Below are 25518 nucleotides of genomic sequence, written 5' to 3' on the forward strand. Positions count from 1 at the left end.
ATAGGTTTATATTGTTTCTTAACTTGTTTTATTTGGAGATAGGAATTTAGATTTGATTCTACTTAAAGTTTCCTGTGATATATTAATATAAGATGCTACAACCTTATTTGGTAGGCGTTTTACAATGTTTGGATTAACTTCAAATAATTGTTTATATCGTTCTGATGCATTTAGCGTAGTAAATGAAATTAATCTTTTAGAGTTATTTACATATGCTTTTTCTAAATAGATATTATAAAAATCTTTCCATTTAGGAATGATTTTCATGAGGTATCTAAAGTCTTTGTGAGTGATATATAAAAGTTCACTGTTTTCTATGACTTGAATAGATTCTTGAGCAGGTTGATTTGTTATAAAACTAACTAACTCTGTTGCAAATTGATTTTCGAATGCGATATAACGTGTGATATCTTTCCCTTCCTCATCTATATAGAATAACCTTAAAGAACCTTTTATTACAAAATAACTAACCTGACTAATTTTTCCACTTGAAAGCAAAATTTGATTTTTATTTTTTTTAATTGTTTTAAAATATGATAATACGATTTTTAAATCTTCATTATCAATATTGATATTTTTTTTTATAAACTTGGCAAGTTCTTTATGATTAGTCATCTATTTATAATCTCTTACAAATTTACGGTATAGAATAATATCTTGAATTGATAGTACAATTAAATTATGTTCTTTTGCAAAGTGCAAAATAGAATCATTTTTTGCCATTGTTCCGTCATCATTCATTAATTCACATAAAACAGCTTCGGGTTTTAAACCAGCTAGCTTCATTAAATCTACACTTCCTTCTGTATGACCTTTTCTTGTTAGTACACCATTATTATTCGCTCTTAAAGGAAAGATATGTCCAGGTTTAGCTAAATCACTACCTTTAGCATTTTCACTGCAAGCTACTTGGATAGTTTTCAACCTGTCTTTAGCAGAAACTCCAGTAGTAACACCTTCTTTTGCTTCAATTGAAATAGTGAAAGGTGTTTGAAAGTTACTAGTATTTTCTTTTATCATATATGGAAGATTAAGGAAATCAGCTTTTTCGTTTGTCATACATAAACAAACTATGCCACTACATTTTCTGATCATCAAGGCCATTTGATTAATAGTCATATTGTGAGCAGAGAATATTAAATCACCTTCATTTTCCCTATCTTCATCATCAACTAATATAATTCCATTACCATTCTGAAGATTTGCTAATGCTTTCTCAAGGCGCTCTTGACTATTGTTGCCAAATATTTTTAGTTTATCTAAATTTGCGATTGCCATTTTATTTTTTTATTTTTTGTATGGCAACAAAACTAATCTTCTTTTAGACGAAATTATTTGACTTAAGTCAATAAATTAACCTATTTAATTAGCTGTAATTTCAGTTGTACATTAATTAGGTTTGGTTTTAAAAATTCAATTTCTGTTTCTTTTGTTTATATCATTGATTAGCTAATTCAAACAGAATTTTCTTACTTTTTATTTCACTTAAAGTCTATTCATAATTGTCAAACTTCTAGCATTAAATGAATTGTAAAATACTAGTTGAAGTTACTACAACAGTACCTATCAATGTTTTTTAAGTTGTGTGAAAATGAAATTAAGAATTAAACAAAAAAAGCAACCTCAAATGAGATTGCTTTTTTAATTATATTCAGTTATTTAAATATTTTATACGACTTCAACAAACAAACCTTCTTCTGTTTTTTCAACTTTTGCAAGGTTGTTTTTAGTTAATCCTTTAATGGTTTTGTCCCACTTTTTGTTAGATAAACCACTTTGAGTTTTTAACTCGTTTAAATCTATTTTTTCAGCTTTTTCTATTAAAGTTAACAATGCTTTTTCATCATCGTTTAACTCAACAGTAGGAGCTAGCTTCTCTGGTTTCATTTGTGGGAAGAATAATACTTCTTGAATTGACGGATTGTTCGTTAAATACATAATTAAACGATCCATTCCAATTCCTAATCCAGAAGTTGGAGGCATCCCATATTCTAACGCACGTAAGAAATCTTGGTCGATAAACTCACCAGCTTCATCATCTCCGCGCTCAGCTAATTTTAATTGTGCTTCAAAGCGCTCACGTTGATCGATTGGGTCGTTCAATTCAGAGTAGGCATTGGCAATTTCTTTACCACATACCATTAACTCAAAACGCTCAGTTAATTCAGGATTGTCACGGTGCTCTTTACACAACGGAGACATTTCTTTCGGATAATCGGTAATGAAGGTTGGTTGAATGTAGTTTCCTTCACACTTTTCACCAAAAATCTCATCGATTAACTTTCCTTTACCCATGGTTTCATCTACTTCAATACCCATGTCTTGAGCAGCTTTACGGATTTCATCTTCCGATTTTCCGCTAATATCAAAACCAGTAAAGTGTTTGATAGAATCAGCCATCGTAACACGTGCATATGGAGCTTTAAAATCAACTTCATATTCACCAAAAGTAGCTTTGGTAGTTCCGTTAACAGCAATAGCACAGTGCTCTAATAATTTTTCGGTGAATTCCATCATCCAGTTGTAGTCTTTATACGCTACATAAATTTCCATGGCTGTAAACTCTGGGTTGTGAGTTCTGTCCATTCCCTCGTTACGGAAGTTTTTCGAAAACTCATAAACTCCGTCAAAACCACCAACAATCAAACGCTTTAAGTATAACTCATTCGCAATACGCATGTATAACGGAATGTCTAAGGCATTGTGATGTGTAATAAATGGTCTTGCAGCAGCACCACCAGGAATAGGTTGTAAAATAGGTGTTTCTACTTCAAAGTATCCAGCATCGTTAAAAAACTGACGCATCGCATTGAATAACTTAGTACGCTTAACAAATACTTCTTTTACCTGTGGATTCACAACCAAATCAGCATAACGCTGACGGTAACGCATTTCAGGATCGGTAAATCCGTCAAAGGTATTTCCTTCAGCATCTACTTTAGGTAATGGTAATGGCTTTAAAGACTTACTTAATAATTTAAAATCTTTTACCATCACGGTGATCTCACCAACCTGAGTTTTAAACAACTCTCCTTCAATCCCTACAAAATCACCTATGTCTAATAACTTTTTGTACACTTCGTTGTACAACGTTTTGTCTTCACCAGTACAAATCTCGTCACGGTTAAAATATACCTGTACACGACCTTCACTATCTTGTAATTCAGCGAAAGAAGCTTTTCCTTGAATACGACGTGACATTAATCGACCTGCAATTACCACCTTTTTACCCTCTTCAAAGCTCTGTTTAATCTCTTTCGAGTTTGAATTTAAAGGGAATAAATCAGCTGGGTAGGGATTGATACCTAATTCTCTTAGTTTCCCTAACTTTTCTCTACGTACAACTTCTTGTTCTGATAATTGCATGGGTTAATTTTTATTAATTTTTAATGAAGCTGCAAAGATACAATCAATTGCAGAATTAAACAACGCTTAACAGATTCACATTTTTTGTAAAAAAATAATAAAAGTTTGGCAACTTTAAAAAAGGTTGTATATTTGCAGGCTGTCTAATTTTAAAAGGGCAGCATTTAGTTGTGTTGTTAGGTACTTTAAATAGTACCATGGTTTTGTTAACCAATGGAAAGCTTCCCTGAGATGGGTTGCTTTTTTTTTGCGCTAAATTTAAGTGTTTTTTTGAAGCTATTTCCCGCTTTCTGCACTCGCTCTCTACGAGGAGCTCAAACAATTGTTTCAATCGGGGCTAAGTGTATTTACAAAGCCTTTTAATCAATGTAGTGAGTGTTTGTCATTCCAAACGAGGAGCGAGGAGAAACCGTAAGGTTCAACGAAGCTAAATCTTAAGAATAGAAGTAGAACCTTTGCTTAAAAGAAAGAACCACGATGCTCCCAAAATTTAACCATAAATAATACTAAGTATACCATTGCAATAGAAAATTTGATGGTTGCCGATGCTAAAAAACCTAGAAAAGCACCAAAAGATGCTTTAATAGCTCGGTTGGTGTCTTTACTGTCGTAAATCAATTCACCAACTAAAGCTCCAACAAAGGCACCAATTAAAATCCCAAATGGGATAGGAGAGAGGAGTCCAACAATTAAACCAATGGTAGTACCATACATCCCATATTTTGATCCTCCGAAGCGTTTGGTTCCCATAGCGGGAATAAAGTAATCAAGAAAAAAGATAATGATTGCTATTGCTAAGGTAATTCCTAAAAATGTCCAATTTTGAGGCACGGCTTTGGTTAGGTGTAATAACAATAAACCTACCCAGCTTGTAATAGGACCTGGTAATACAGGTAAAAAAGAACCAATAATACCTAAACAAGCAAATACAAAACCTAACAAGACCAATAGTATATCCATTAATTTTTTTATTAATAAGACGAAGATAGAATGGCTTTGTTACATATCTATTAACTAAAAAATTAGTTTAAACTAATTTTTTAGTTATATTTGTTTCAGTAATATTTCATAAAAAGCACCATGAGTAAACAGCTAACGAAAGCAGAAGAGCAAATAATGCAGGTATTATGGGAGTTAAAAATAGCTTCGGTAAAAGAAGTAATAGAACAATTACCAGAAACTAAACCAGCATACAACACAGTTTCAACAATCATTAGAATTTTAGAAACGAAAGAGTTTGTAGGGCATAAACCAAAGGGAAGAGGATATGAGTACTATCCTTTGATAGAAAAATCTGAATATAGCAATGAAAGTTTACACAAACTAATGAACGGTTATTTTGGGGGGTCATTTAAAAGTATGGTTTCGTTTTTTATGAAAGAAAATAAAATGGACATTCAAGAATTAGAAAGTATTTTAAAGGAAATAAATAAAAACAAGAAGCCATGATTAATTACATCATTCAAGTTATATTATTTCAGGTACTTTTTGTGGCGGTGTACGATTTCTTTTTAAGCAAAGAAACTTTTTTCAACAAAAATAGATGGTACTTGTTAAGTACAGCATTGCTATCGTTTGTGTTGCCTTTGTTTAAAATTTCGACGGTTAAAAAAGCTGTTCCTCAAGAATATTACACTTTGCTGCCAGAGGTAATGTTATCACCTCAAAAAGTCATTGAAGAAACAATTTGGTATCAATCCATTAATTATTTAGATGTATTGTTTTGGGGTGGATGTACCTTGTTTTTAATAGTGTTTTTAATAAAATTAGAGCGCATTGTTCGACTAGTTTTACAATACGGAACTATTCTAAAGGGAAATTATAAACTTGTATTACTTCCTAAAGAAACTAAAGCATTTTCATTTTTCAATTACATCTTTTTAGGAAAAGAAATTCCATCGTCAAAGCAAGAAAAAATCATTCAGCACGAATTAGTGCATAGTGAACAAAAACATACGTTAGACTTACTGTTTTTTGAGTTTTTAAAAATAGTAATGTGGTTTAATCCGATGGTGTATGTGTATCAGAATCGTATATCGTTAGTTCATGAATATATTTCAGATGCTATAGCTAGCAAATCTGACAAGAAAGAAAATTATATCAACCATTTACTCGCTGATATTTTTCAGGTCGAGCATATTTCATTCATTAATCAATTTTATAAACATTCATTAATCAAAAAACGAATTATTATGATGACGAAAACACAATCAAAAAAAGTAAAACAATTAAAGTATTTGCTGTTAATTCCGCTATTAGGAAGTATGATTTTATATACAGCTTGTTCTAGTGAAGAAGTAAAAATAGATAAGGTTGAAAAACAGCCTGTAACAGTATATAAAAGTGAGGATGGTAAAATTGTAAAAAAGCCTTCTACTGGCTACCAAAGTAAATACCTTGATTTGTATTTAGGTGATGAGCTTCCCAATACCAAAGAATACTCTATATATGAATTAACAGAAGAAGAAAAAGGAGAGTATTTAGCTTTATTAAATGGATTTAATAAAGAAGGAAAGCCTCAATTAAACATTAGAGTTTTTAAAGCAGAGAATGGTAGAAAAATGGTTGCTTTTGACTATCTGGGAAAAAATGAAAATCAAGGAAAAACTAATTACCAAGACTCAGAAGAAGTTCCTTTTGCTATGATGGATAAAGTACCAACCTTCCCAGGATGTGCTGAAGGAGATAAATATTGTTTTCACAAAAGTATGAGTAGATTTGTTCAAGAAAACTTTGATATGTCGATAACTAAAAACCTTGGATTATCAGAAGGGAAAAAACGAATTTATGTTCAATTTAAAATAAGTAAACAAGGTAAAGTAATTGATGTAAAGGCAAGAGCACCACATCCAACATTAAAACAACATGCAGAAGAAATAATGCAAAAGTTACCACAAATGCAACCAGGAGAAAAAGATGGAAAAATTGTAAGTACAGGATACGTAATACCAATTACTCTTAACGTAGACTAACATTTAAACTATAATGAAAAAGAAATTTTTAAGTATTGCTTTAGTATTAGAATTTTTAAAAGTTGGGGCGCAAGTCTCGACTTTTAAAACTATTGATAGCATGGTAACTATAGGTCGTTATCAAACAGCATTGTCAGTCTTACAAGAATTACCAGCTACTTTTGAATCTACAACAAAAATGGCAGCCATTTATGCTTCAATAGATAATCACAAACTTGCATCAAAATACTATGAAAAAGCATTGCAATTGCAAGATGATTATTCGGTAAAAGTAAAGTTGGGAAAATCCTATCAAAAAGAAAAAAAACGAAAAAAGGCTATCAAAATTTATGAAGAAATTGCTCTAAAAGATATAGATAACCTACTAATACAATATCAATTAGGGAAATTGTATTTACAAACTCTTCAACCCACAAAAGCTGAAAAAGTTTTTAAAGGACTGATTCAAAAAGATAAAAATAATGCAAATTATCATTATCAATTAGGGATAACTTATGCAATGCTAAAAAAGAGAAATCTGAAGATTGATAGCTTTTTAGAAGCGTATGAGAACGATGATGAACATTTACCATCGATCCATCAACTGGCATTAGCGTATACTGTTTTACGCGATAAAGATTCAGCAAACATTTTTATCAATAGAGGGTTGATTGTAAACCCTAATCATGTTGATTTAAATAAGCTTCAAATTAATAATTTGTACAGAAAAGAAAAATACTCAGAAGCAATTCAATTATTACAAAAAATAGATTCGATTGAACCTAACGAACATTATACTCAAAAAATGTAGGGTCGTAGTTTTTTTAATTTAAAAGAGTACAAAACTGCTAGAGAGTATTTTAAAAAAGCACTAAAAATAGATCAATCCGATTTTAAAACATATACCTATTTAGGCGATATGGATTTTGCTTTAAAGGATTATAAAAAAGCACGATTTAATTACTCGATGGCAACCTTTATAGGGAAAGAAAAAAGAGATATCGAATTTTATCAATTGGCTAGAGTTTATAAAGAGTTAGGAAAGTTTAAAGAAGAGCTAAAGTTTTATAAAAAAGCGTATGAAGAGAATGGGAAAAATTACAAAGCTTTATACCAGTTAGCGACAACTTCAGAGAACTTTTATGAAGACAAAAAAATAGCTTACAAGTATTATCAAAATTACATCGATCGTTTTGAAAACAAAGATTCTTTGCTAACAGCTTATGCGAAAGTTAGATTACAAGAAATTAAGAAGTATTATTTCTTACACGGTAAGATTTTAGAATAGGAACAAAAATTCGTATATTCATCTTAAAATCAGTAAGATGAATATACGCTATGTACTCCTTTTAATTTTGGTCTTGCTATGCACTTCGTGTGATTTTTTTTCGTTTACAAATAAAAATAAAGAGCAGGCTGTTGACACTATTATTGATTTTACGAAAGTAGATGTGTCTCCTGCTTTTAATAAGTGTAAAAACCTGTTAAATGAAGCTAAAACGAATTGTTTTAGAAAAGAGATTCATGAAAGAATAGCTGATAAATTACAGCGTTATAATTTTATAACCCACGTGGCTGTAGATGAAGAGATTTTAATAAATGTTGTGATAAATCCTGAAGGGAATTTTCAATTAAAAAACATACAGACGTCTTCTATCATTAAAGAACAACTTCCAGATTTAGAAAAGACCATTCAAGCTATTATTAATGAATTACCAAAGGTATCACCCGCTATAAAAAGAGGTGTAATCGTAACAACGCAGTATCAGTTACCTATTAAAATTCAAACAAATTAAGGTTAAAGTTTTAAAAGCTCGTCAATAAAACTACGTTCGTTAGACAAACGAGGTACTTTGTGTTGACCGCCTAGTTTACCTTTTGCCTTCATCCAATCATAAAATAAACCTTTTCGTGCTTGATGTACTTTAGGCATTGCCAATGTCATATTATTGTAGCGTTTTGCTTCATAGTCGGAGTTACAATTTTTCAGGGAATTGTCTAACATTTCAGTAAAAAAAGCAAGGTTTTTAGGAGGTTTTTCAAACTCGATAATCCATTCATGAGCACCATTTTCTTTGTCATTCATAAAAATAGGGCCTACAGTATATTCTTTAACCTCACTATTAGTTTTATTGCTGGCAGCTTTCAAAGCTTCTTCAGCATTTTCAATAATAAGTTCTTCTCCAAAAACGTTAATATAATGTTTGGTGCGCCCCGTAATTTTTATTCGATAAGGTTTGGTTGAGGTAAACTTAACGGTGTCGCCAATTAAATAACGCCATAACCCACCATTAGAAGTAATTACGACAGCATAGTTTACACCTTTTTTAACTTCGGAAAGCGGAATAGCTTTTGAGCTTTCTCCATCGTATTGATCCATAGGAATGAACTCGTAAAAAATTCCGTAGTCTAACATCAATAGCATTTCATCAGAGTTGTTGCGATCTTGAATAGCAAAAAAACCTTCAGAAGCATTGTAGGTTTCATAGTATTTAAAATCGTCTTTCGGAATCAATTTTTTATACTGCTCACGATAAGGATTGAAGTTGATACCTCCGTGAAAGTAAACTTCTAAATTGGGCCATACTTCTAAGATATTATCCTTACCTGTTTTTTCTAAGACTTTGTTAAGCAAAACTAGCATCCATGAAGGAACACCTACTAAACTAGTGATATTTTCGTGAATGGTTTCATTAATAATAGCCTCCATTTTGGTTTCCCATTCACTCATTAAGGCAGTTTCTTGTCTTGGAGCAGAACTGAAATCTGCCCAAAAAGGCATGTTTTCAATAATGATAGCCGACAAATCACCAAAATACGAGTTATTGTCTTCGTACACAGCAGAGCTTCCTCCTAAACGTAATCCTTTTCCCGTAAATAGTTTAGCGTTTTCGTTATTGTTAATGTATAAACATAACATATCCTTTCCTGCTTTCATATGACAACCTTCAATGGCTTCATCACTTACAGGAATAAACTTACTTTTTGCATTGGTAGTTCCACTTGATTTTGCAAACCATCGAATAGGAGTAGGCCAAAACAAGTTTTGCTCTCCTTTTCTACAACGTTCAATAAGAGGTTCTATACTTTCATACCGTTGAATAGGAACCCTGCTAACAAAATCTTCATAACTTTTAATTGAAGCAAAGTTTTGTTGTTTACCAAACTCAGTATTCTTAGCAGCATTTATGAGCTTTAATAGTAATTCATTTTGAACATCTATAGGATATTTTAAAAATAATTCTACTTGATGTTTGCGCTTTTTTAAAAACCAAGAAATGATTGAATTTATAAATGGAAACGTCATAGATTAACTCTTAATTCAATTTTTTTACTGTAAGTTTGTGAAGCTAAAAGTAATAAAATTTAAGACATGCAGTACCAAGGAGTTTTAAAAAAAATGCCGACAGAGAATCAAAACACAGTTCAATATTATTTAGATATGTCATCTGATTTTTTGAATATGAATCAGTTGTTGAATAGAGAAATGTCTTTGAGTTTTGTTACATACGAATGTTTAAACTGTCATTTAGAAAAGAAAATTTACCGCCAAGGTTTTTGCAAAAGCTGTTTTTTTGAAACTCCAACGGCAGGTGATTGGATTATGCGTCCTGAATTAAGTAAAGCACACTTAGGGGAAGAAGATAGGGATTTAGAGTATGAAAAAAAGGTACAATTACAGCCACATATTGTGTACTTGGCTAATTCGAGTAATGTAAAAGTAGGTGTAACCAGAAAGCAGCAAGTGCCTACTCGTTGGATAGACCAAGGAGCACATGAAGCTATTGAAATAGTTGAAGTGCCTAATCGTTATTTAGCAGGAATTACTGAAGTTGCTTTAAAAGAACATGTGGCAGATAAGACCAATTGGAGAACGATGTTGAAAAATGAAGTGAAAGATGAAAATCTGGTTGAATGGAGAGAACGATTACAAGAGTTTATTCCTGATGAGGCAAAAGAATATTATTTAGCTAGTAATACAGAAACAAATATTCAATTTCCTGTAGAGAAATACCCGAAGAAACCTAAAAGTTTAAATTTAGAGAAAGAAGAAAGTTATACAGGGAAACTAGTAGGGATTAAAGGACAATATTTGATTTTTGAAGACGAAACAGTGTTTAACGTTCGTGCAAATGAAGGTTTAGTAGTGAGGATAGAATTACATTAAAATAGTACATAAAAAAAGCAGCGATTAGCTGCTTTTTTATTTAATGCTTTACAATAGCGTTGTAATTTTCATTCATTTTTAATTCACTTAGCACATTTAAGGCTTCATTCATATAAATATCTTTTTGTAAGTTTTTATGCCATACAGTACGTTTATCTTTTAATACGGTGTCTTTTTTAAATAAATCTAACTCATATTTAGGAGAGTTAAAGGTTAGGTGAGAGTCAAATTTAAAAATGTCTTTAAATTTTTCAGCTTCTTTGTTTTTAGCTTCGCTTTCTTTTTTAAAGGTTTCATAATTTAAAGAATACACCCTTTCATCTTGGTTTTTCTTTAACCACTTAGCGTAATCATTTATCTTATTAAACTTCTCATCACTGGTTACACGTTGCTTACTATTGTATACGACATCTGTAAAGTTTCGGTAAGAGTTTGTAGTTGTGTATTTAGCTTGTTGTACCTTATCCCAAGGTAAAGCGCCATCTAAATCACGTTCTCCAAAATCCATATAACTATATCTACTCGGTAATGAAATATCTGAATATACTCCTTCAATTTGAGTAGAACCACCATTAATTCTATAAAACTTTTGAATGGTCATTTTTAAGGCTCCTAAATCATCAGGATATTGCTCATAAAAACGGTTGATAGGCAATACATTTTGCACAGTTCCTTTACCATAAGTTTGTTTACCACCGATAATGATTCCTCGTTTGTAATCTTGCATTGCAGCGGCAAAAATTTCAGAAGCCGAAGCAGAAAATTCATTTACCATTACTACTAATGGTCCACCCCATTGTATTTTAGGATCCGTATCATTTTTTACCAAAGGTTCTTCACCACGATATTTTACTTGTACTATAGGACCTTTTTTAATAAACAAACCACCAATTTCTATAGCTGTTTTTAAAGATCCTCCACCGTTATCACGTAAATCTACAATTAAGCCTTTTACATTTTCACTTTTCAGACGCTCAATTTCTCTTTCCATGTCTTTAGCGGCATCTCTTCGGCTTAAGTCGTTAAAATCGATATAAAATCTAGGTAGGTTAATAATACCGTATTTTTTACCGTCCTTTTCAACAATACTCGATTTTACGAACGTTTCTTCCAGTTCTACCACATCTCTAATAATTGGAATTACTTTAATAGAACCGTCAATTTTTTTCTTTACTGTTAAACGAACTTCTGTTCCTTTTTTTCCTTTGATAAATTTAATAGCATCATCTAAACGCATTCCAACAATATCTAATGGTTCTCCATCTCCTTGAGCAACTTTTAAGATAATATCGTCCGCTTCTAATTCACCTTGTTTCCATGCAGGCCCACCTGAGATTAACTCAACAATATGCGTATAAATTCCTTTTTTCTGTAAACGAGCACCTATTCCTTCTAACTTTCCAGACATTTCTTGATCGAAACGGGTTTTAATACGAGGAGACATGTACGTTGTGTGAGGATCAAAACCACTTACAATACTGTTTAAAAAAGTAGAATACCAATCAGAATTTTCAAGTTCTCCAATACGCATGTATAAATCATCCATATTTTTCAACACTTTCTTTCTTGCTTCGCTCTCTAATTCTTTAAAGGTTTTCTTTTTAAATGTTTTGTCTTTTTTAGCTTTTTCATTTTGTTGTGCCTCAGCATCTTCAATATTACTTAAAACAGATAATTTTAATTGTTTTCTCCAGTGATCAATTAACTCTGTTTCGTTTTTGGCAAAAGGAACTTTTTCGTAATCAATATCAATTACTTCATCTTTTTTGAAATTGAAAGGTTGCTCTAATAAAGTACGATAGTTTTTTTTGGCAATTGTTAGTTTCTCTAAAAAGCGATTGTATACCAGTTTGTAAAAATCGATATTAGATTCTTTTAATTGATTATCAATTTGATATTTATACTGAGAAAACTCTTTTAAATCTTCTTGTGTAAAATAACGTTTACTTGGGTCTAGCCCATCAATAAAGGTGTTATATACATGTTCAGAAAAATCGTCGTTCAAATCTTTTTGAACATAATGATATCGACTTAAAATGTTTTTTAAAACATAAACAATTATACGATCCTTGTCTGGGTCATTATCATTATTCGAAAATGTATTCGAACTCACTGAGTTTGAAAATAAAAGCGTAATTGCTAAAAATGGTATAATAAACTTCGTCTTCATAAAACCTTCTATCTTTTTAATTTGTGTTGTGTAGTTGTTATGCTAAGCTACTAAAATAATGCCAATTTTTTTAGCTTTAGTGCTTTTTATAAACGCCTCTAAAAATTTCTTTTATTTTTTTGCGATTTTCATCTAAGTAACTCCATACCTGTGTTACTGAACCATCATTGTTTTTTGTCCAAGTAATTTGATTGTAATAGTTACCTTTATTATTCTTTACAAGATTACTACTTAAGGTCATAGTATTTTCTTTATATGTTCCTTTTAAGACTAAAGAAAATCCACTATTGTCAATCCAAAGTTGGTTCCAGGTATTATCAGTTTTATTATAATAATTATAGCTGGTTCCTTTACTTTTTGATGTTGTTGAAGTCCAGTTTTCTTGAATAGCACAGGCATTTGGTACTTCCACAATATTGTTATGACCTATTAATTTTCCTTGTGTATTGTACACATCCCAGTTTCCAACCCAAAAATTAAATTGAGAGTAGGCAGGATTATTACATGGTATTGAAGGCTTGTTTTGCGCAGAAATTATAGAAAAAAAAGAAGAAATAATAAAAACGGTTATATAGACAATAATACGTATCATGCTGTTGGAGTTTGATTACCACAAGTTTACTTATAAAATAAACCAATCTGTCTTTATAAAATGTTAAAATAATAATCCTTTTTTTGTGTTACATTTGTTGTAAAACTTACACACTATGCAAGAAAGACCTTTAATTTTGGTTACTAATGATGATGGAATTACAGCTCCTGGTATTCGTATGTTGATTGAAATTATGAATAAAATAGGTGATGTAGTTGTGGTAGCTCCTGACAGTCCGCAAAGTGGGATGGGACATGCCATTACTGTTGATAATGTATTGCATTGTAATCCTATTACGATTGATGAAGGACCACAAATTGAATATAGCTGTTCAGGTACACCGGCAGATTGTGTTAAAATGGCAAAAAATGAAATTTTAAATCGAACTCCCGATTTATGTGTTTCAGGAATTAATCACGGATCAAACTCGTCTATTAATGTTATTTATTCAGGAACCATGAGTGCTGCTGTTGAAGCGGGTATTGAAGGGATTCCTGCTATTGGTTTTTCTTTGTTAGATTTTGATTGGCATGCCGATTTTAGAGCAGCTAAAAAGCATATAGAAAGAATAGCATTAAATGTTTTGTTGAACGGACTGCCTGATGGAGTAGTATTGAATGTAAACATTCCGAAGCTAAAAGAGGAAGATATTAAAGGAGTTCGTATTTGTAGACAAGCTAATGGATATTGGAAAGAGAATTTTGATAAACGTAAGAGCCCTTTTGGTAAAGAATATTACTGGCTATCTGGAGAGTTTGTAAACAAAGATAAAGGTCAAGATACAGATATCTGGGCGTTAGAAAATGGGTATATTTCTGTGGTTCCTGTTCAGTTTGATATGACAGCACATCACGCAATTCAAAAATTACATACATGGGACATATAAAAAAGGAAATAGCAATCGGAATTTTAGTTTCGTTGTTTGCAACAGCTTGTGGTTTTTTTGTGTATTTACAATACATTTCACAATCTAGTATGTCTGAAACACTAGAAAGAATTAGAGAAGGAGGAATGTTAGGTTCTGTAATAGCCCTAGCAGCGATCCCTAATTTGTTTGTGTTTTGGGTGTTTTTAAAAAAGAAGCAAGATTATAGAGCAAGAGGAGTGTTAATAGCTACCATTGCTATAGCGTTGTTAACCTTTGTTTTAAAATTTTTTTAATTGAAGTAGGATGAAATATTACATTCTTGCAGGTGAAGCTTCAGGTGATTTGCACGGAGCAAGTTTAATGAAGGCGTTGTTGAAGGAAGATCCAGAAGCAGATATTCGCTTTTGGGGAGGAGATTTAATGCAAGAAGTTGGCGGTACACTTGTAAAACATTACAAAGAACGTGCTTTTATGGGGTTTGTTGAGGTGCTGATGAATTTACGTAAGATTTTAGGCATGATCTCTTTCTGTAAAAAAGACATCGCACAATTTAATCCTGATGTACTAATTTTTATTGACAACTCGGGCTTTAATCTTCGTATTGCCAAATGGGCAAAACAACAAGGCTTTAGAACCAATTATTATATATCACCACAAGTTTGGGCAAGCAGGGCAAGTAGGGTAAAAGATATCAAACGCGATATTGATGAGATGTTTGTAATCCTCCCGTTTGAAAAAGAATTTTATAAAAAGCGTGGATATAATGTTCATTTTGTAGGACATCCGTTAATTGATGGAATTTCTGACAGAAAACAAGTATCTATTGAAAAGTTTAGAAAAGAATACGATTTAGGGTATAAAGAAATTATAGCGCTATTGCCAGGAAGTAGAAAACAGGAAATCACCAAAATGTTATCAGTAATGTTATCGTTGGTAGATAATTTTCCCGGATATCAATTTGTGGTGGCGGGAGCACCGAGTCAGTCGTACGAGTTTTATCAAGAAATTATAGGTGATGCAAATGTGAAATTCATCAATAATAAAACGTATGATTTGTTGAGTATTTCATATGCAGCTTTGGTAGCATCAGGAACTGCAACTTTAGAAACAGCCTTGTTTAAAGTACCACAAGTGGTGTGTTATAAAGGAAGCAATATTTCGTACCAAATAGCGAAACGAATTATTACGTTACGTTATATCTCATTGGTGAATTTGATTATGGATAGGGAAGTGGTGAAAGAGTTGATACAAAACGATTTTACCAAGGAAAATTTAAAACATGAGTTAGCACGTATTTTAGAGTCTGAACATCGTCAACAATTGTTTTTGTCGTATTTTGATTTGGAACAGAAATTAGGAGGCAAAGGAGCTTCTGCAAAAACTGCCAAATTGATTGTTGGCGGATTGAAAAAATAAAAATAAACTATGATTAAAAAAATCCTCTTTTTATGTACACTATCGTTTTTTATGATTTCATGCGGGTCGTCAAAAAATGTGAGTAGTACTTACCAAAAAACAGCTTCAACAATGACACCTAGAGAAGTTGATGTTGCAAGTACTAAGTCAGAGGTTACAGAAGAGGTCGTAGTAAAAGAAGTAACAGTTGCCGATAAAATTGTTTGGACTGCAGTAACTTATAAAGGAGTACCTTATCGTTTTGGTGGAATGAGCAAAAGAGGAATGGATTGCTCTGGGTTAATTTTTACCTCGTTTCAGCAACGAAACGTGCCTATTGCCAGAAGTTCTCACGAAATGTATAGACAAGGAGAAAGCATTCCATTACGAGAAGTACAAAGAGGCGACTTGTTGTTTTTTAAAACTTCTAGAAGGAGAGGAAAGGTAAACCATGTTGGTTTAGTGACTTCTGTTGATAACGGCGATGTGCGTTTTATTCACTCAACCACTTCGCAAGGGGTTATTGTAACATCTTTACACGAACATTATTGGAAACGTACTTTTATTGAAGCGAAAAGGGTGTTGTAAACTTTTAAAAAGAATAAACTGTCGCTATCTGTTCAGTGGCTATGATTTAAGCGTGGAATAAGTCAGAGACTTTCCGCTGTAGAAATCATCTGATTTAAAAATTAATAAATCTTGTTTTTTTATTCGGCCTGCTGAATTATAGCCATTATTGCACACAGTTTTTTATTTTAGATTTGATTAAGTCAACTTGATTTTGAAGACCTGAATTTTCAGCCATTAACTTTTCAATTTTTTTCAACTCAACCTTTGCTTTTTCACATTTTCCTAATGCAGTTAGATTAAAAGACTTGTGAATTCTTGCCATAGCAGTTTGAAGTTTGTTATTACTTTTGGTTATTACAAAATTAGCAATCTCAACGCCTTTTTCAAATTCACCAGTTCTAAAATAATTAAGACTTAAATTGTTTCCAGCATTTAAATAAGTAGAGTCAGAAACTTTTATTGATTTTAGATAATATTCAATTGCCTTGTTGTAATTATTTAAATGACTATATGTAATTCCAATATTGTTTAAAATAGTTGCATTATTAGGTTCAATCTTATCTGCTTTTAACAATAGTTCATTAGCTTTTTCTGTATAACCTTCCTTGCCAAATTCAACTCCTTCGTTATTCAGTCTTTTGCCTTTTTCAGTTTTAAAATAGTCTCCTTTAAAAACGATTTGTTCAGTTCCGTTCAAATCAATTTTTCTGAATTCAGAGTTCTTACATGATATGAATGAGACAAATATAAATGCGAGAAAATAATACTTTTTCATAGATTTAAATTGTGTGCAATGGTTAAAATATCTTTCGGTTCAATGATTGATATCGTCCAATAGCGAAGTTAATAGTTTAAAATTAAGAATCAAACTAAAAAAGCAACCTCAAATGAGATTGCTTTTATATATGTTATTATTTTGTAAGATGAATTAATTCAACATTTGCCATAATTTATCTTTCAGTTCCATTAAGCCTTGTTGGGCAACAGAAGAGATAAATATAGTTTCAATACCTTCTGGTAAATCTTGTTTAATTTCTTCTTTTAGCTCATCGTCTAACATGTCAGACTTAGAAATAGCTAACAAACGATCCTTATCTAACAATTCAGGATTGTGTTTGCGTAATTCGTTCAGCAAGATTTCATATTCTTTTTGAATATCAACACTATCGGCAGGAATTAAAAAGAGTAGGGTAGAGTTGCGCTCTATATGACGTAAAAAGTGATGTCCTAACCCTTTTCCTTCTGCAGCTCCTTCAATAATTCCAGGAATATCTGCCATGACAAAACTTTGATGATTACGATATTCTACAATTCCTAAATTAGGTTTTAAGGTTGTAAAAGCGTAATCAGCAATTTTAGGTTTGGCTGCGGTAATTACCGATAAAAGAGTCGATTTTCCAGCATTTGGAAATCCAACTAAACCAACATCAGCTAAAAGTTTTAATTCAATACGAAACCAGCCTTCTTGTCCGTCAATACCTGGTTGTGCGTAGCGAGGTGTTTGGTTGGTTGCCGATTTAAAATGCCAGTTACCACGACCACCTTTACCACCTTCTAATAAGATAATCTCTTGCCCGTCTTCAACAACTTCGTGTAAAATTTCATCGGTATCAGCATCACGAATAATAGTTCCTAACGGAACAGGAACCACAACATCGGCACCATCATGACCTGTACTACGACTGGCACTACCATCACCACCGTGTTCTGCTCTAAAATGACGTTTAAATTTTAGATGGAAAAGTGTCCACATATTTTTATCACCACGTAATATAATATGACCACCACGACCACCGTCACCACCATCAGGGCCACCTTTCGCGATGTATTTTTCGCGATGTAAGTGTGCAGATCCACGACCACCTTTACCAGAAGATGCGTAGATTTTAATATAGTCGACAAAATTTCCTTCAGTCATTTTCTTTTATAATGTCATTCCTGCAAAGACAGGAATCTTGTTAATGTTATTTTTTATACAATGAAATTTCTGCTTTGGCAGGAATGACAATGTATTATAAAGTATCGAATACTTCTGATAAACGTTGTGTAATTTCTTCGATTGAGCCTACACCGTTTACTCCGTAATATGTACCTTGAGCTTCGTAAAAGTCTTTTAAAACAGCTGTTTTAGTATTGTACTCGTTAAAACGATTACGGATTTTACTTTCATCCATATCATCTGAACGACCGCTTGTTTTTCCTCTTTCTAATAAACGTTCAACTAATAAATCTTCTGGCACTTCTAAAGCAACCATTCCGTTGATACGTTCATTTTTTTCAGCTAAAAAAGTATCTAAAGCCTCAGCTTGCGATTCTGTACGAGGGAAACCATCAAAAATAAAACCTGCAGCATTTGCATTTTTGTTTACCTCTTCTTTTAGCATGTTAATCGTAACTTCATCAGGAACTAAATCACCAGCATCAATATATTTTTTAGCTAATAATCCTAATTCAGTTTCGTTTTTAATATTAAATCGGAATACTTCTCCTGTTGAAATGTGTACTAAATTGTATTTTTCTCTTAAAACTTCTGCTTGAGTACCTTTTCCTGCACCTGGAGGGCCGAATAATACGATGTTTTTCATTTTGGGTTGTGTTGTTAATTGATAAATAGCCGGTAAATTTCTACCATAGCCTTGGTAATCGAGCCCGTAACCTACGATAAACTTATCTTCAATACTCTTTCCGATATAGTCTATATGTAATTCTTTACGATACACATCTGGCTTGTAAAAAAGTGTAACTATTTTTAGTTCTTTTATATTTTTTGTGGCAAAGATTTCATGAATCTCTTGAAGGGTGGCGCCAGTATCGATAATATCTTCTAAAATGATAACTGTACGTCCTGATAAATCTTCATTCAGACCAATTAAGCTCTTTACATTTTCTGTTGAAGTAGTGCCTTCGTAAGAAGCCAACTTTACAAAACTGATCTCACAATTGCCTTTGTATTGGCGCAAGAAATCGGCTGTAAAAACAAAGCATCCGTTTAAAATTCCTATAAAAACAGGAACTTCATCTTTGGGTAAATCGTGTTTAACTTGTTCTGCCAAAGAGGCAACAATAGTTGAGATTTCATTTGGAGAAATGAATTCTTTAAAGTATAAATCGTGAAGTTTTGTAATTTTCATCAGACTGCAAAGATAGTTGCTTGATATTAAATGAAAAAACCGTTTTGAAGTTTATTCAAAACGGTTTTATGTGTGTTTTTATAGGAGTTACTTTTTATCTTCTTTTTTTGAAACGTCAAACATAATTGGCGTTGCAACAAATAATGAAGAGTATGTACCCACTACTACACCTATGATTAATGCGAACATAAATCCTTTAATACTATCTCCTCCAAAGAAGAAAATAGCTAACATTACTAATAATGTTGTTAAAGAGGTGTTGATTGTTCTTCCTAATGTACTACATAATGCTTTGTTTACTAAGCTTGCAGTAACTGAGTTTTTACCTTCTGTAAATTCTCTAATTCTATCAAAAATTACTACGGTATCATTTAATGAGTAACCTACTACTGTTAAGATTGCAGCAATGAATGATTGACCGATTTCCATATCAAATGGCATGAATTTGTATAGTAAAGAGAATACTCCTAATACTACTAATACATCGTGGAAAACAGCGACTACCGCACCGATAGAATAAGCCATTTTTCTAAAACGTAATAAGATATATAAGAATACGATGATTAACGATCCTAATACTGCCCATAAAGCAGCTTGTTTAATATCATCAGCAATAGTTGGATCTACTTTCATATAGCTCATAATTCCATTTCCAGCTTTTTCAAAACCAGGCTTGAAATCTTCGTAACTTGTATTTCCTAAATAAGGTTTTAATCCGTTGTATAAAGTATTTTGAACCACTTCATCAACTTCTGTACCTTCTTCATCAATTTTATAAACAGTAGTAATTTTTAATTGGTTATCAGAACCATAAGTCTTTACTTCTGGCGCAGTACCAAATGCATCTTTTAAAGTAGCAGCAACTTCATTACTTTTCATAGTTTGATCAAAACGTACTACATATGAACGCCCTCCTTTAAAGTCTACACCTTGTTTTAAACCTACTGTTAAAATAGATACTAAACCAACAGTGATAAAGAATCCTGAAACGATGTATGCAATTTTACGTTTTTGTAAGAATTCAACAGCAATGTTCTTAAACCAGTTTTTAGAAAGATTTGTGTTAAAGGTTAAGTTTGTACCTCTAGCAGCAGCACCATCAATAAATAAACGAGTAATAAAAATTGCAGTGAATAAAGAAGTACCAATACCTAACATTAAAGTATAGGCAAAACCTTTAATAGGACCTGTACCGAAAACATATAAGATAACCCCTGTTAAGAAAGTAGTAATGTTTGCATCAATAATTGCAGATAAGGCTCCTTTAAAACTAAATCCTTCTTCTACAGAAGTACCTAAACCTTTTCCTTCATTTAAGGCTTCTTTAATTCTTTCGAAGATAATTACGTTGGCATCAACCGACATACCTATAGTTAAGATAATACCTGCGATACCTGGTAAAGTTAATACAGCTCCGAATGCTGCTAACCATCCAAAAATAAATAAGATGTTTACAACTAAAGCAATGTTAGCATATAAACCAGACTTACCATAATATACAACCATCCATCCTAAAACTAATAAAATAGCTAAGGCAAATGACCACATACTTGCGTTGATAGATTCTTGTCCTAAAGATGGTCCTACAACCTCTGCTTCAATAATACGAGCAGGAGCAGGTAATTTACCAGCTTTTAGTACGGTTGCAATATCTTGTGCTTCATTTACGGTCATAGAACCTCCAGAAATTTGAGTACTACCTCCCGTAATAGCTCCATTTACCACTGGCGCTGTGTACACATAATCATCTAAAACAACAGCAACAAATTTCCCAACATTTTCGCTGGTCATTTTCGCCCATTTTTTAGTTCCTTCACCGTTCATTAACATAGAAACAACAGGCTTGCTTAATTGGTCGTAATCTTGCTTGGCATCGGCAATCACATCACCATCAATAGGAGCTTTATCTGCTCTGTTAGATTTGATAGCGTATAGACCAATTATTTCTGCAGTACCGTCTGCACTTGGTTGTGCTTTATAATCCCATAAAAACTTAACATATTTTAAGTTGTTAGGTAATAAAGCTCTTACCTCTTTGTTTTTTAATAAGCTATTTACTTTAGCTGTATCCTGAACTCTTGCTTGTGCAACCAAAGAACTCATTTGTTGTTGAGATTGCGCTATATTAGGGAATAAATAAGTAAATAGGTTTTTTTGACTTTCAACTTTAGTTGAATCTGCTGATTCACCTAATAAATCATCAATATTATCAGCTTTAGCTGAATCTTTAACTTGTTCTGTTGTAGAATCATCTTTTAATAATTCTGCAACTTTAGCGTTAGCAGCAAAGAAAAAGTTTTGAACTTCTGCATTGGTATATACTTCCCAAAATTGTAATTCAGCTGTACTTTGTAATAAATTTTGAACGCGCTCAATATCTTTAGCTCCTGGTAATTCTACTTGAATTCTACCAGAAGTACCAATACGTTGAATGTTTGGTTGTACTACTCCGAATTTATCGATACGGCTACGTAATACTTCAAAAGCAGTGTTGATAGATGTGTTGATTTCTTCTTGTAATGTCGATTTAACTTGTTCGTTAGTTTTATTGAAATCTATCTTATCTCGTAAAGCTTTAGTACCAAAAATAGTAGGGTCACTTAACTTAATACCTCCTTTACTTATACTCTCAAATTGGTTGAAGAATAAATCTAAGTAATCACTTTGACTGTTTTTTTGAGCCTCATCAGCTTTAGCTAACGCTTCAAGAAACACAGGATTTTTTGAGTTGTTTGATAATCCAACTAAAATATCTTTTACAGATACTTGTAAAATTGCATTAATACCACCCTTTAAATCCAAACCAAGGTTCATTTGGCTCTTCTTGATGTCATTGTAGCTGTATTTTGCAAATCCTAAATTTACAATCTCTTTATTAGCTACGCTATCTAAGTATTTTCGTTCATATTTCGCTAAAGCTCTACCGTTGTTATCGGGAACATTTGCTTTCGCATACTCTTTCGCACTATCTTCTACCTTATTGGCAAAAAACGTGAACGATAATTGATAAATACTCACTAAACCAAAAAGAATAGCAAATAATTTAATTAATCCTTTGTTTTGCATTGTAAAAATTTTAAATCGACATTATTTTATAAAACGTGCAAATATAGCGTTTCATTAAAAAAAAAGCCAATTCTTTTACCATATTTACGTCAATGGGAAATATTTAGGTATTATTTGCTAATAAAAGTCAGTTTTTGTAGGAATTATATTGCGTATATTTACTTACTTTTTTAAAAAACAAATAACTTAAATTTAAACGATTTGCAATGGCGCATTTAACGGATATTGAAATTGCTCAAGCAAAAGAATTACAACATATTAAACATATAGCTGATAAGTTACATATAAAGGAAGATGATTTAGAAATGTATGGAAAGTACAAAGCTAAATTACCTTTAGATTTGATTGATGAAGAGAAAATAAAAAAGAATAACTTGGTGTTAGTAACTGCATTAACCCCAACACCTGCAGGAGAAGGAAAAACCACAGTTTCTATAGGTTTAACAGAAGGATTAAATAAGATAGGAAAACAAGCTACGGTAGTATTGCGTGAGCCTTCATTAGGACCCGTTTTTGGAATTAAAGGAGGAGCAGCAGGAGGAGGATATTCTCAGGTAGTTCCTATGGAAGATATCAACTTGCATTTTACAGGAGATTTTAATGCTATTGAAAAAGCAAATAATTTATTATCAGCTTTAATTGATAACAATTTACAAAGTAGCGTTAATAATTTAAATATTGATCCGAGAACTATTTTATGGAAACGTGTAATAGATATGAATGATCGTGCTTTACGCCAAATAACTATAGGTTTAGGAGGGACCGCAAACGGAATTCCACGCGAAGATGGATTCAATATTACTCCTGCGTCTGAAGTAATGGCGATTTTATGCATGGCGACTAGTTTTGACGATTTAAAAGAACGTTTAGGAAATATTTTTATTGGGTTTACTTTTGATAAAAAGCCTGTTTTTGCTCGTGACTTAAAAGCGCAAGATGCTATGGCTATTTTATTAAAGGATGCTATTAAACCTAACTTAGTACAAACGTTGGAAGAAAATCCGGCAATTATTCATGGGGGGCCTTTCGCAAACATTGCTCAAGGAACTAATACGATTATAGCCACTAAAATGGGGTTATCTTTATCAAACTACGTAGTAACAGAAGCGGGATTTGGTGCAGATTTAGGAGCAGAAAAATTCTTGAACATAAAATCACAATATGCAGGTTTAAATCCTAAATGTGTTGTGTTAGTAGCAACAATAAGAGCATTGCGTCATCATGGAGGTTCGCCAAAAGAAGAATACAATACTCCAAGTTTAGAGCGTGTACAAAATGGATTTAAAAATCTAGAAAAGCATATAGAGAATATTAGAAAATTTAATATTGAGCCTGTAGTAGCTATCAACTCTTTTATTTCTGACACTGAAGAAGAAGTAAACCATGTAATTGATGCTTGTGCTAGTTTAGGTGTACAAGCGGTTGTTTCAGAAGGATGGGCTAAAGGAGGAGAGGGAACTAAAAAATTAGCAGAGGCCGTAGTTGATGTAGTTGAAAATAAGGCTACGCAGTATAAATCTTTGTACGATTGGAAAAGTCCTGTAAAAGAAAAAATAGAGAAGATTGCTAAAGAAATTTATGGAGCAACAGGAGTAACCTATGATAAAAAAGCCGAATTAAATTTACGAAGAATAGATCGATTAGGATTTAACGATTTTGCTATTTGTATGGCAAAAACACAAAAGTCTTTTTCAGACAATGAAAGTTTAATAGGAAGACCAGAAGGATTTACTGTAAATGTGCGTGAAATAGAAATTGCTGCTGGAGCACAATTTATCATTCCTATTTTAGGAAAAATGATGCGTATGCCTGGGTTACCTGCAATTCCTGCTTCTGAAAATATGATGATTGATAACAAAGGAGTAATTTCAGGGTTGTCATAAAAGTATGCAATCTATATACTGTAACTAAGAATGGAACAGTTTTAGCATAAAATAAAATCCCGAGTTTATCGCTCGGGATTTATTATACACTTTAATTATTAAAAGTTGCTATTTAAGATACATGTATAAATTATGAGATATTTATTTCAATTTATCTATAATCTTATCTAGAGTGTTTTTTAAATGATTATGGGTTTTGTCATCTTTTTTGTTAGTTATAATAAAAACTCCTATTTGTTTATTAGGTATTAGAGTTAACCAAGAGGAGGTGCCAAAAGCTCCGCCATTTTGAAAAATTATGTCGGGTTTGTTTTTATTGATAAATATTTGCCAGAAAAGTCCATTGTCGAAATCTTCCCATAACCCGAGTAGTTTTTTATGAGAGATTTTGATTACTTCATTGTTTTGATTTAAATGGAATCTCATATATTTTATCATGTCTCCTGTAGTAGATAGAATACCACCTGCTGCTTTCATTGGCATTTCAGGTTCAAAAGGCATTTTTTGGTTTTTACCATTATATCCTTGTGCTAAGAGAGTTTTTTCTTCTTCTGTTAATGTTATTTTGGTATTATTCATTTTTAAAGGAGTTAAGATTTTCTTTGTTAATAACTCTTCAAATGACATTTTATAAATATTCTCTAAACAATAACCTAATAGATTTGCTCCAGGATTCGAATATCCAAATTTTGTTCCCGGTACTGTATCTATCTTTACCATATGAAGTTCGTTAAAAAAATCTTTTTTTGTAAAATCTTTTTGTAGGTCTGTAATCAGAAAAGGAAGCTTTTCTTTGTTTGAAGAGGTGAAAATTTCGGGTTTGTTTGGGAAAATAATTGGTAAGCCACTTCTATGAGTTACCAAATTTCGAAAGGTAATTGGGTGCCCTTGATACTCTAAATTAGGAAAATTACCTTTTAAGTAATTTCTAATGTCATCATCTAAAGATACCCTTCCTTCAGTTATAGCTTGAGCTAACAGAATACCACTAAAAGTTTTTGTTAAGGATGCTATTTCATATATCGTATTCTTGGTAGGGTAGGTGTTCATCCCTTTATCTAATTCACCTTTATGAAATTCATAAATTTTTCCTTTGTAATAAACTCCTAACGAAGCTCCATTTATTTCAGGTTTAGAAATTAAAGTGTCTAGTTCCTTTGAAATTAATATAGCTATATCATCTACTTGTTGATGTTTTTTTGTTTTACAACTAATAATTATGCTACAAATAATTAAAGTAAATACGACTGTTTTAAAGTTTAATGTCATTTTGTTTTAAGCTAAAGACGTAAGTTTATTTTTAATGTTGCATACTTTTTCAATAATAATATTTGTTTCACTTATTAAAAGTGATAAGC

At 32.1% G+C, this 25518-nt stretch carries 23 protein-coding genes and 1 pseudogene; 12 read left to right on the forward strand and 12 right to left on the reverse strand.

Going from position 1 to position 25518, the window contains the following annotated elements; all coding sequences use genetic code 11:
• Window positions 1-18: 18 nt before the first annotated feature.
• From DFQ07_RS13995 to DFQ07_RS14010, 4 genes are all read right to left on the reverse strand, one after another.
• The gene (locus DFQ07_RS13995) at window positions 19-615 is read right to left on the reverse strand and encodes a Crp/Fnr family transcriptional regulator (RefSeq protein WP_133537875.1); all 597 of its coding nucleotides are present in this window, start codon (window positions 613-615) and stop codon (window positions 19-21) included.
• The gene (gene ribB, locus DFQ07_RS14000; RefSeq protein ID WP_133537876.1) at window positions 616-1278 is read right to left on the reverse strand and encodes a 3,4-dihydroxy-2-butanone-4-phosphate synthase; all 663 of its coding nucleotides are present in this window, start codon (window positions 1276-1278) and stop codon (window positions 616-618) included.
• A gap of 390 nt (window positions 1279-1668) precedes the next feature.
• Window positions 1669-3366: a lysine--tRNA ligase gene (gene lysS, locus DFQ07_RS14005; protein WP_133537877.1), complete on the reverse strand. Its 1698-nt coding sequence runs from the start codon at window positions 3364-3366 to the stop codon at window positions 1669-1671.
• A gap of 459 nt (window positions 3367-3825) precedes the next feature.
• Window positions 3826-4326 (reverse strand): DUF456 domain-containing protein, encoded by a 501-nt coding sequence (locus tag DFQ07_RS14010; protein WP_133537878.1) that lies wholly within the window; start codon window positions 4324-4326, stop codon window positions 3826-3828.
• Between the two features lie 120 nt (window positions 4327-4446).
• Between DFQ07_RS14010 and DFQ07_RS14015 the strand changes: the two genes are divergently transcribed.
• The 6 genes and pseudogenes from DFQ07_RS14015 (at window position 4447) to DFQ07_RS14040 (ending at window position 8113) form a co-directional block, all read left to right on the forward strand.
• On the forward strand, window positions 4447-4815 hold the full coding sequence (locus DFQ07_RS14015; protein ID WP_133537879.1) for a BlaI/MecI/CopY family transcriptional regulator: 369 nt from the start codon (window positions 4447-4449) through the stop codon (window positions 4813-4815).
• The gene (locus DFQ07_RS14020) at window positions 4812-6338 is read left to right on the forward strand and encodes a M56 family metallopeptidase (protein WP_133537880.1); all 1527 of its coding nucleotides are present in this window, start codon (window positions 4812-4814) and stop codon (window positions 6336-6338) included. Before DFQ07_RS14015 ends, DFQ07_RS14020 begins: the two co-directional genes overlap by 4 nt.
• A gap of 13 nt (window positions 6339-6351) precedes the next feature.
• On the forward strand, window positions 6352-7128 hold the full coding sequence (locus DFQ07_RS14025) for a tetratricopeptide repeat protein (RefSeq protein WP_133537881.1): 777 nt from the start codon (window positions 6352-6354) through the stop codon (window positions 7126-7128).
• A 12-nt stretch (window positions 7129-7140) separates the two neighbouring features.
• Window positions 7141-7194, forward strand: a pseudogene (locus DFQ07_RS15900) (hypothetical protein); the annotation flags it as partial.
• 42 nt (window positions 7195-7236) lie between these two features.
• The gene (locus tag DFQ07_RS14035) at window positions 7237-7605 is read left to right on the forward strand and encodes a hypothetical protein (RefSeq protein WP_133537882.1); all 369 of its coding nucleotides are present in this window, start codon (window positions 7237-7239) and stop codon (window positions 7603-7605) included.
• A 37-nt stretch (window positions 7606-7642) separates the two neighbouring features.
• Window positions 7643-8113: a hypothetical protein gene (locus tag DFQ07_RS14040; RefSeq protein WP_133537883.1), complete on the forward strand. Its 471-nt coding sequence runs from the start codon at window positions 7643-7645 to the stop codon at window positions 8111-8113.
• Window positions 8114-8115: 2 nt separating this feature from the next.
• Here DFQ07_RS14040 and DFQ07_RS14045 read toward each other — a convergent pair whose 3' ends face one another.
• On the reverse strand, window positions 8116-9624 hold the full coding sequence (locus DFQ07_RS14045; protein ID WP_133537884.1) for a GH3 auxin-responsive promoter family protein: 1509 nt from the start codon (window positions 9622-9624) through the stop codon (window positions 8116-8118).
• A gap of 66 nt (window positions 9625-9690) precedes the next feature.
• Here DFQ07_RS14045 and DFQ07_RS14050 point away from each other — a divergent pair, with 66 nt between their 5' ends.
• On the forward strand, window positions 9691-10485 hold the full coding sequence (locus DFQ07_RS14050; RefSeq protein ID WP_133537885.1) for a DUF2797 domain-containing protein: 795 nt from the start codon (window positions 9691-9693) through the stop codon (window positions 10483-10485).
• A 40-nt stretch (window positions 10486-10525) separates the two neighbouring features.
• On the opposite strand, the gene DFQ07_RS14055 is transcribed toward DFQ07_RS14050, so the two are convergent.
• Window positions 10526-12655 (reverse strand): carboxy terminal-processing peptidase, encoded by a 2130-nt coding sequence (locus tag DFQ07_RS14055; RefSeq protein ID WP_133537886.1) that lies wholly within the window; start codon window positions 12653-12655, stop codon window positions 10526-10528.
• A gap of 76 nt (window positions 12656-12731) precedes the next feature.
• The gene (locus DFQ07_RS14060; protein ID WP_133537887.1) at window positions 12732-13247 is read right to left on the reverse strand and encodes a hypothetical protein; all 516 of its coding nucleotides are present in this window, start codon (window positions 13245-13247) and stop codon (window positions 12732-12734) included.
• A 115-nt stretch (window positions 13248-13362) separates the two neighbouring features.
• Between DFQ07_RS14060 and surE the strand changes: the two genes are divergently transcribed.
• From surE to DFQ07_RS14080, 4 genes are read left to right on the forward strand one after another with little or no spacing between them, the layout of a single operon-like run.
• The gene (surE, locus tag DFQ07_RS14065) at window positions 13363-14133 is read left to right on the forward strand and encodes a 5'/3'-nucleotidase SurE (protein WP_133537888.1); all 771 of its coding nucleotides are present in this window, start codon (window positions 13363-13365) and stop codon (window positions 14131-14133) included.
• Entirely contained in the window at window positions 14121-14408 is a 288-nt protein-coding gene (locus DFQ07_RS14070) for a hypothetical protein (protein WP_133537889.1), read from the forward strand. The genes surE and DFQ07_RS14070 overlap by 13 nt, the downstream gene beginning before the upstream one ends.
• A gap of 10 nt (window positions 14409-14418) precedes the next feature.
• Window positions 14419-15531 (forward strand): lipid-A-disaccharide synthase, encoded by a 1113-nt coding sequence (gene lpxB / locus DFQ07_RS14075; RefSeq protein ID WP_133537890.1) that lies wholly within the window; start codon window positions 14419-14421, stop codon window positions 15529-15531.
• 9 nt (window positions 15532-15540) lie between these two features.
• Window positions 15541-16098: a C40 family peptidase gene (locus DFQ07_RS14080; protein ID WP_133537891.1), complete on the forward strand. Its 558-nt coding sequence runs from the start codon at window positions 15541-15543 to the stop codon at window positions 16096-16098.
• Between the two features lie 145 nt (window positions 16099-16243).
• Here the strand turns inward: DFQ07_RS14080 and DFQ07_RS14085 are convergent, their stop codons facing one another.
• The 4 genes from DFQ07_RS14085 to secDF form a co-directional block, all read right to left on the reverse strand.
• Window positions 16244-16855: a tetratricopeptide repeat protein gene (locus DFQ07_RS14085; protein ID WP_133537892.1), complete on the reverse strand. Its 612-nt coding sequence runs from the start codon at window positions 16853-16855 to the stop codon at window positions 16244-16246.
• 153 nt (window positions 16856-17008) lie between these two features.
• The gene (gene obgE, locus DFQ07_RS14090) at window positions 17009-17998 is read right to left on the reverse strand and encodes a GTPase ObgE (protein ID WP_133537893.1); all 990 of its coding nucleotides are present in this window, start codon (window positions 17996-17998) and stop codon (window positions 17009-17011) included.
• 94 nt (window positions 17999-18092) lie between these two features.
• Window positions 18093-19211: an adenylate kinase gene (locus DFQ07_RS14095; protein ID WP_133537894.1), complete on the reverse strand. Its 1119-nt coding sequence runs from the start codon at window positions 19209-19211 to the stop codon at window positions 18093-18095.
• A gap of 87 nt (window positions 19212-19298) precedes the next feature.
• On the reverse strand, window positions 19299-22277 hold the full coding sequence (gene secDF / locus DFQ07_RS14100) for a protein translocase subunit SecDF (RefSeq protein WP_133537895.1): 2979 nt from the start codon (window positions 22275-22277) through the stop codon (window positions 19299-19301).
• Window positions 22278-22483: 206 nt separating this feature from the next.
• On the opposite strand from secDF, the gene DFQ07_RS14105 reads away from it, so the two are divergent.
• Window positions 22484-24160, forward strand: a complete 1677-nt coding sequence (locus DFQ07_RS14105) for a formate--tetrahydrofolate ligase (protein WP_133537896.1) — start codon at window positions 22484-22486, stop codon at window positions 24158-24160.
• Window positions 24161-24301: 141 nt separating this feature from the next.
• Here DFQ07_RS14105 and DFQ07_RS14110 read toward each other — a convergent pair whose 3' ends face one another.
• Complete coding sequence (locus DFQ07_RS14110; RefSeq protein ID WP_133537897.1) at window positions 24302-25429, reverse strand: serine hydrolase domain-containing protein; 1128 nt, start codon at window positions 25427-25429, stop codon at window positions 24302-24304.
• Between the last annotated feature and the right edge of the window lie 89 nt (window positions 25430-25518).

Origin of the sequence: Tenacibaculum caenipelagi (genome assembly GCF_004363005.1) — a bacterium.
Lineage (GTDB): Bacteria > Bacteroidota > Bacteroidia > Flavobacteriales > Flavobacteriaceae > Polaribacter > Polaribacter caenipelagi.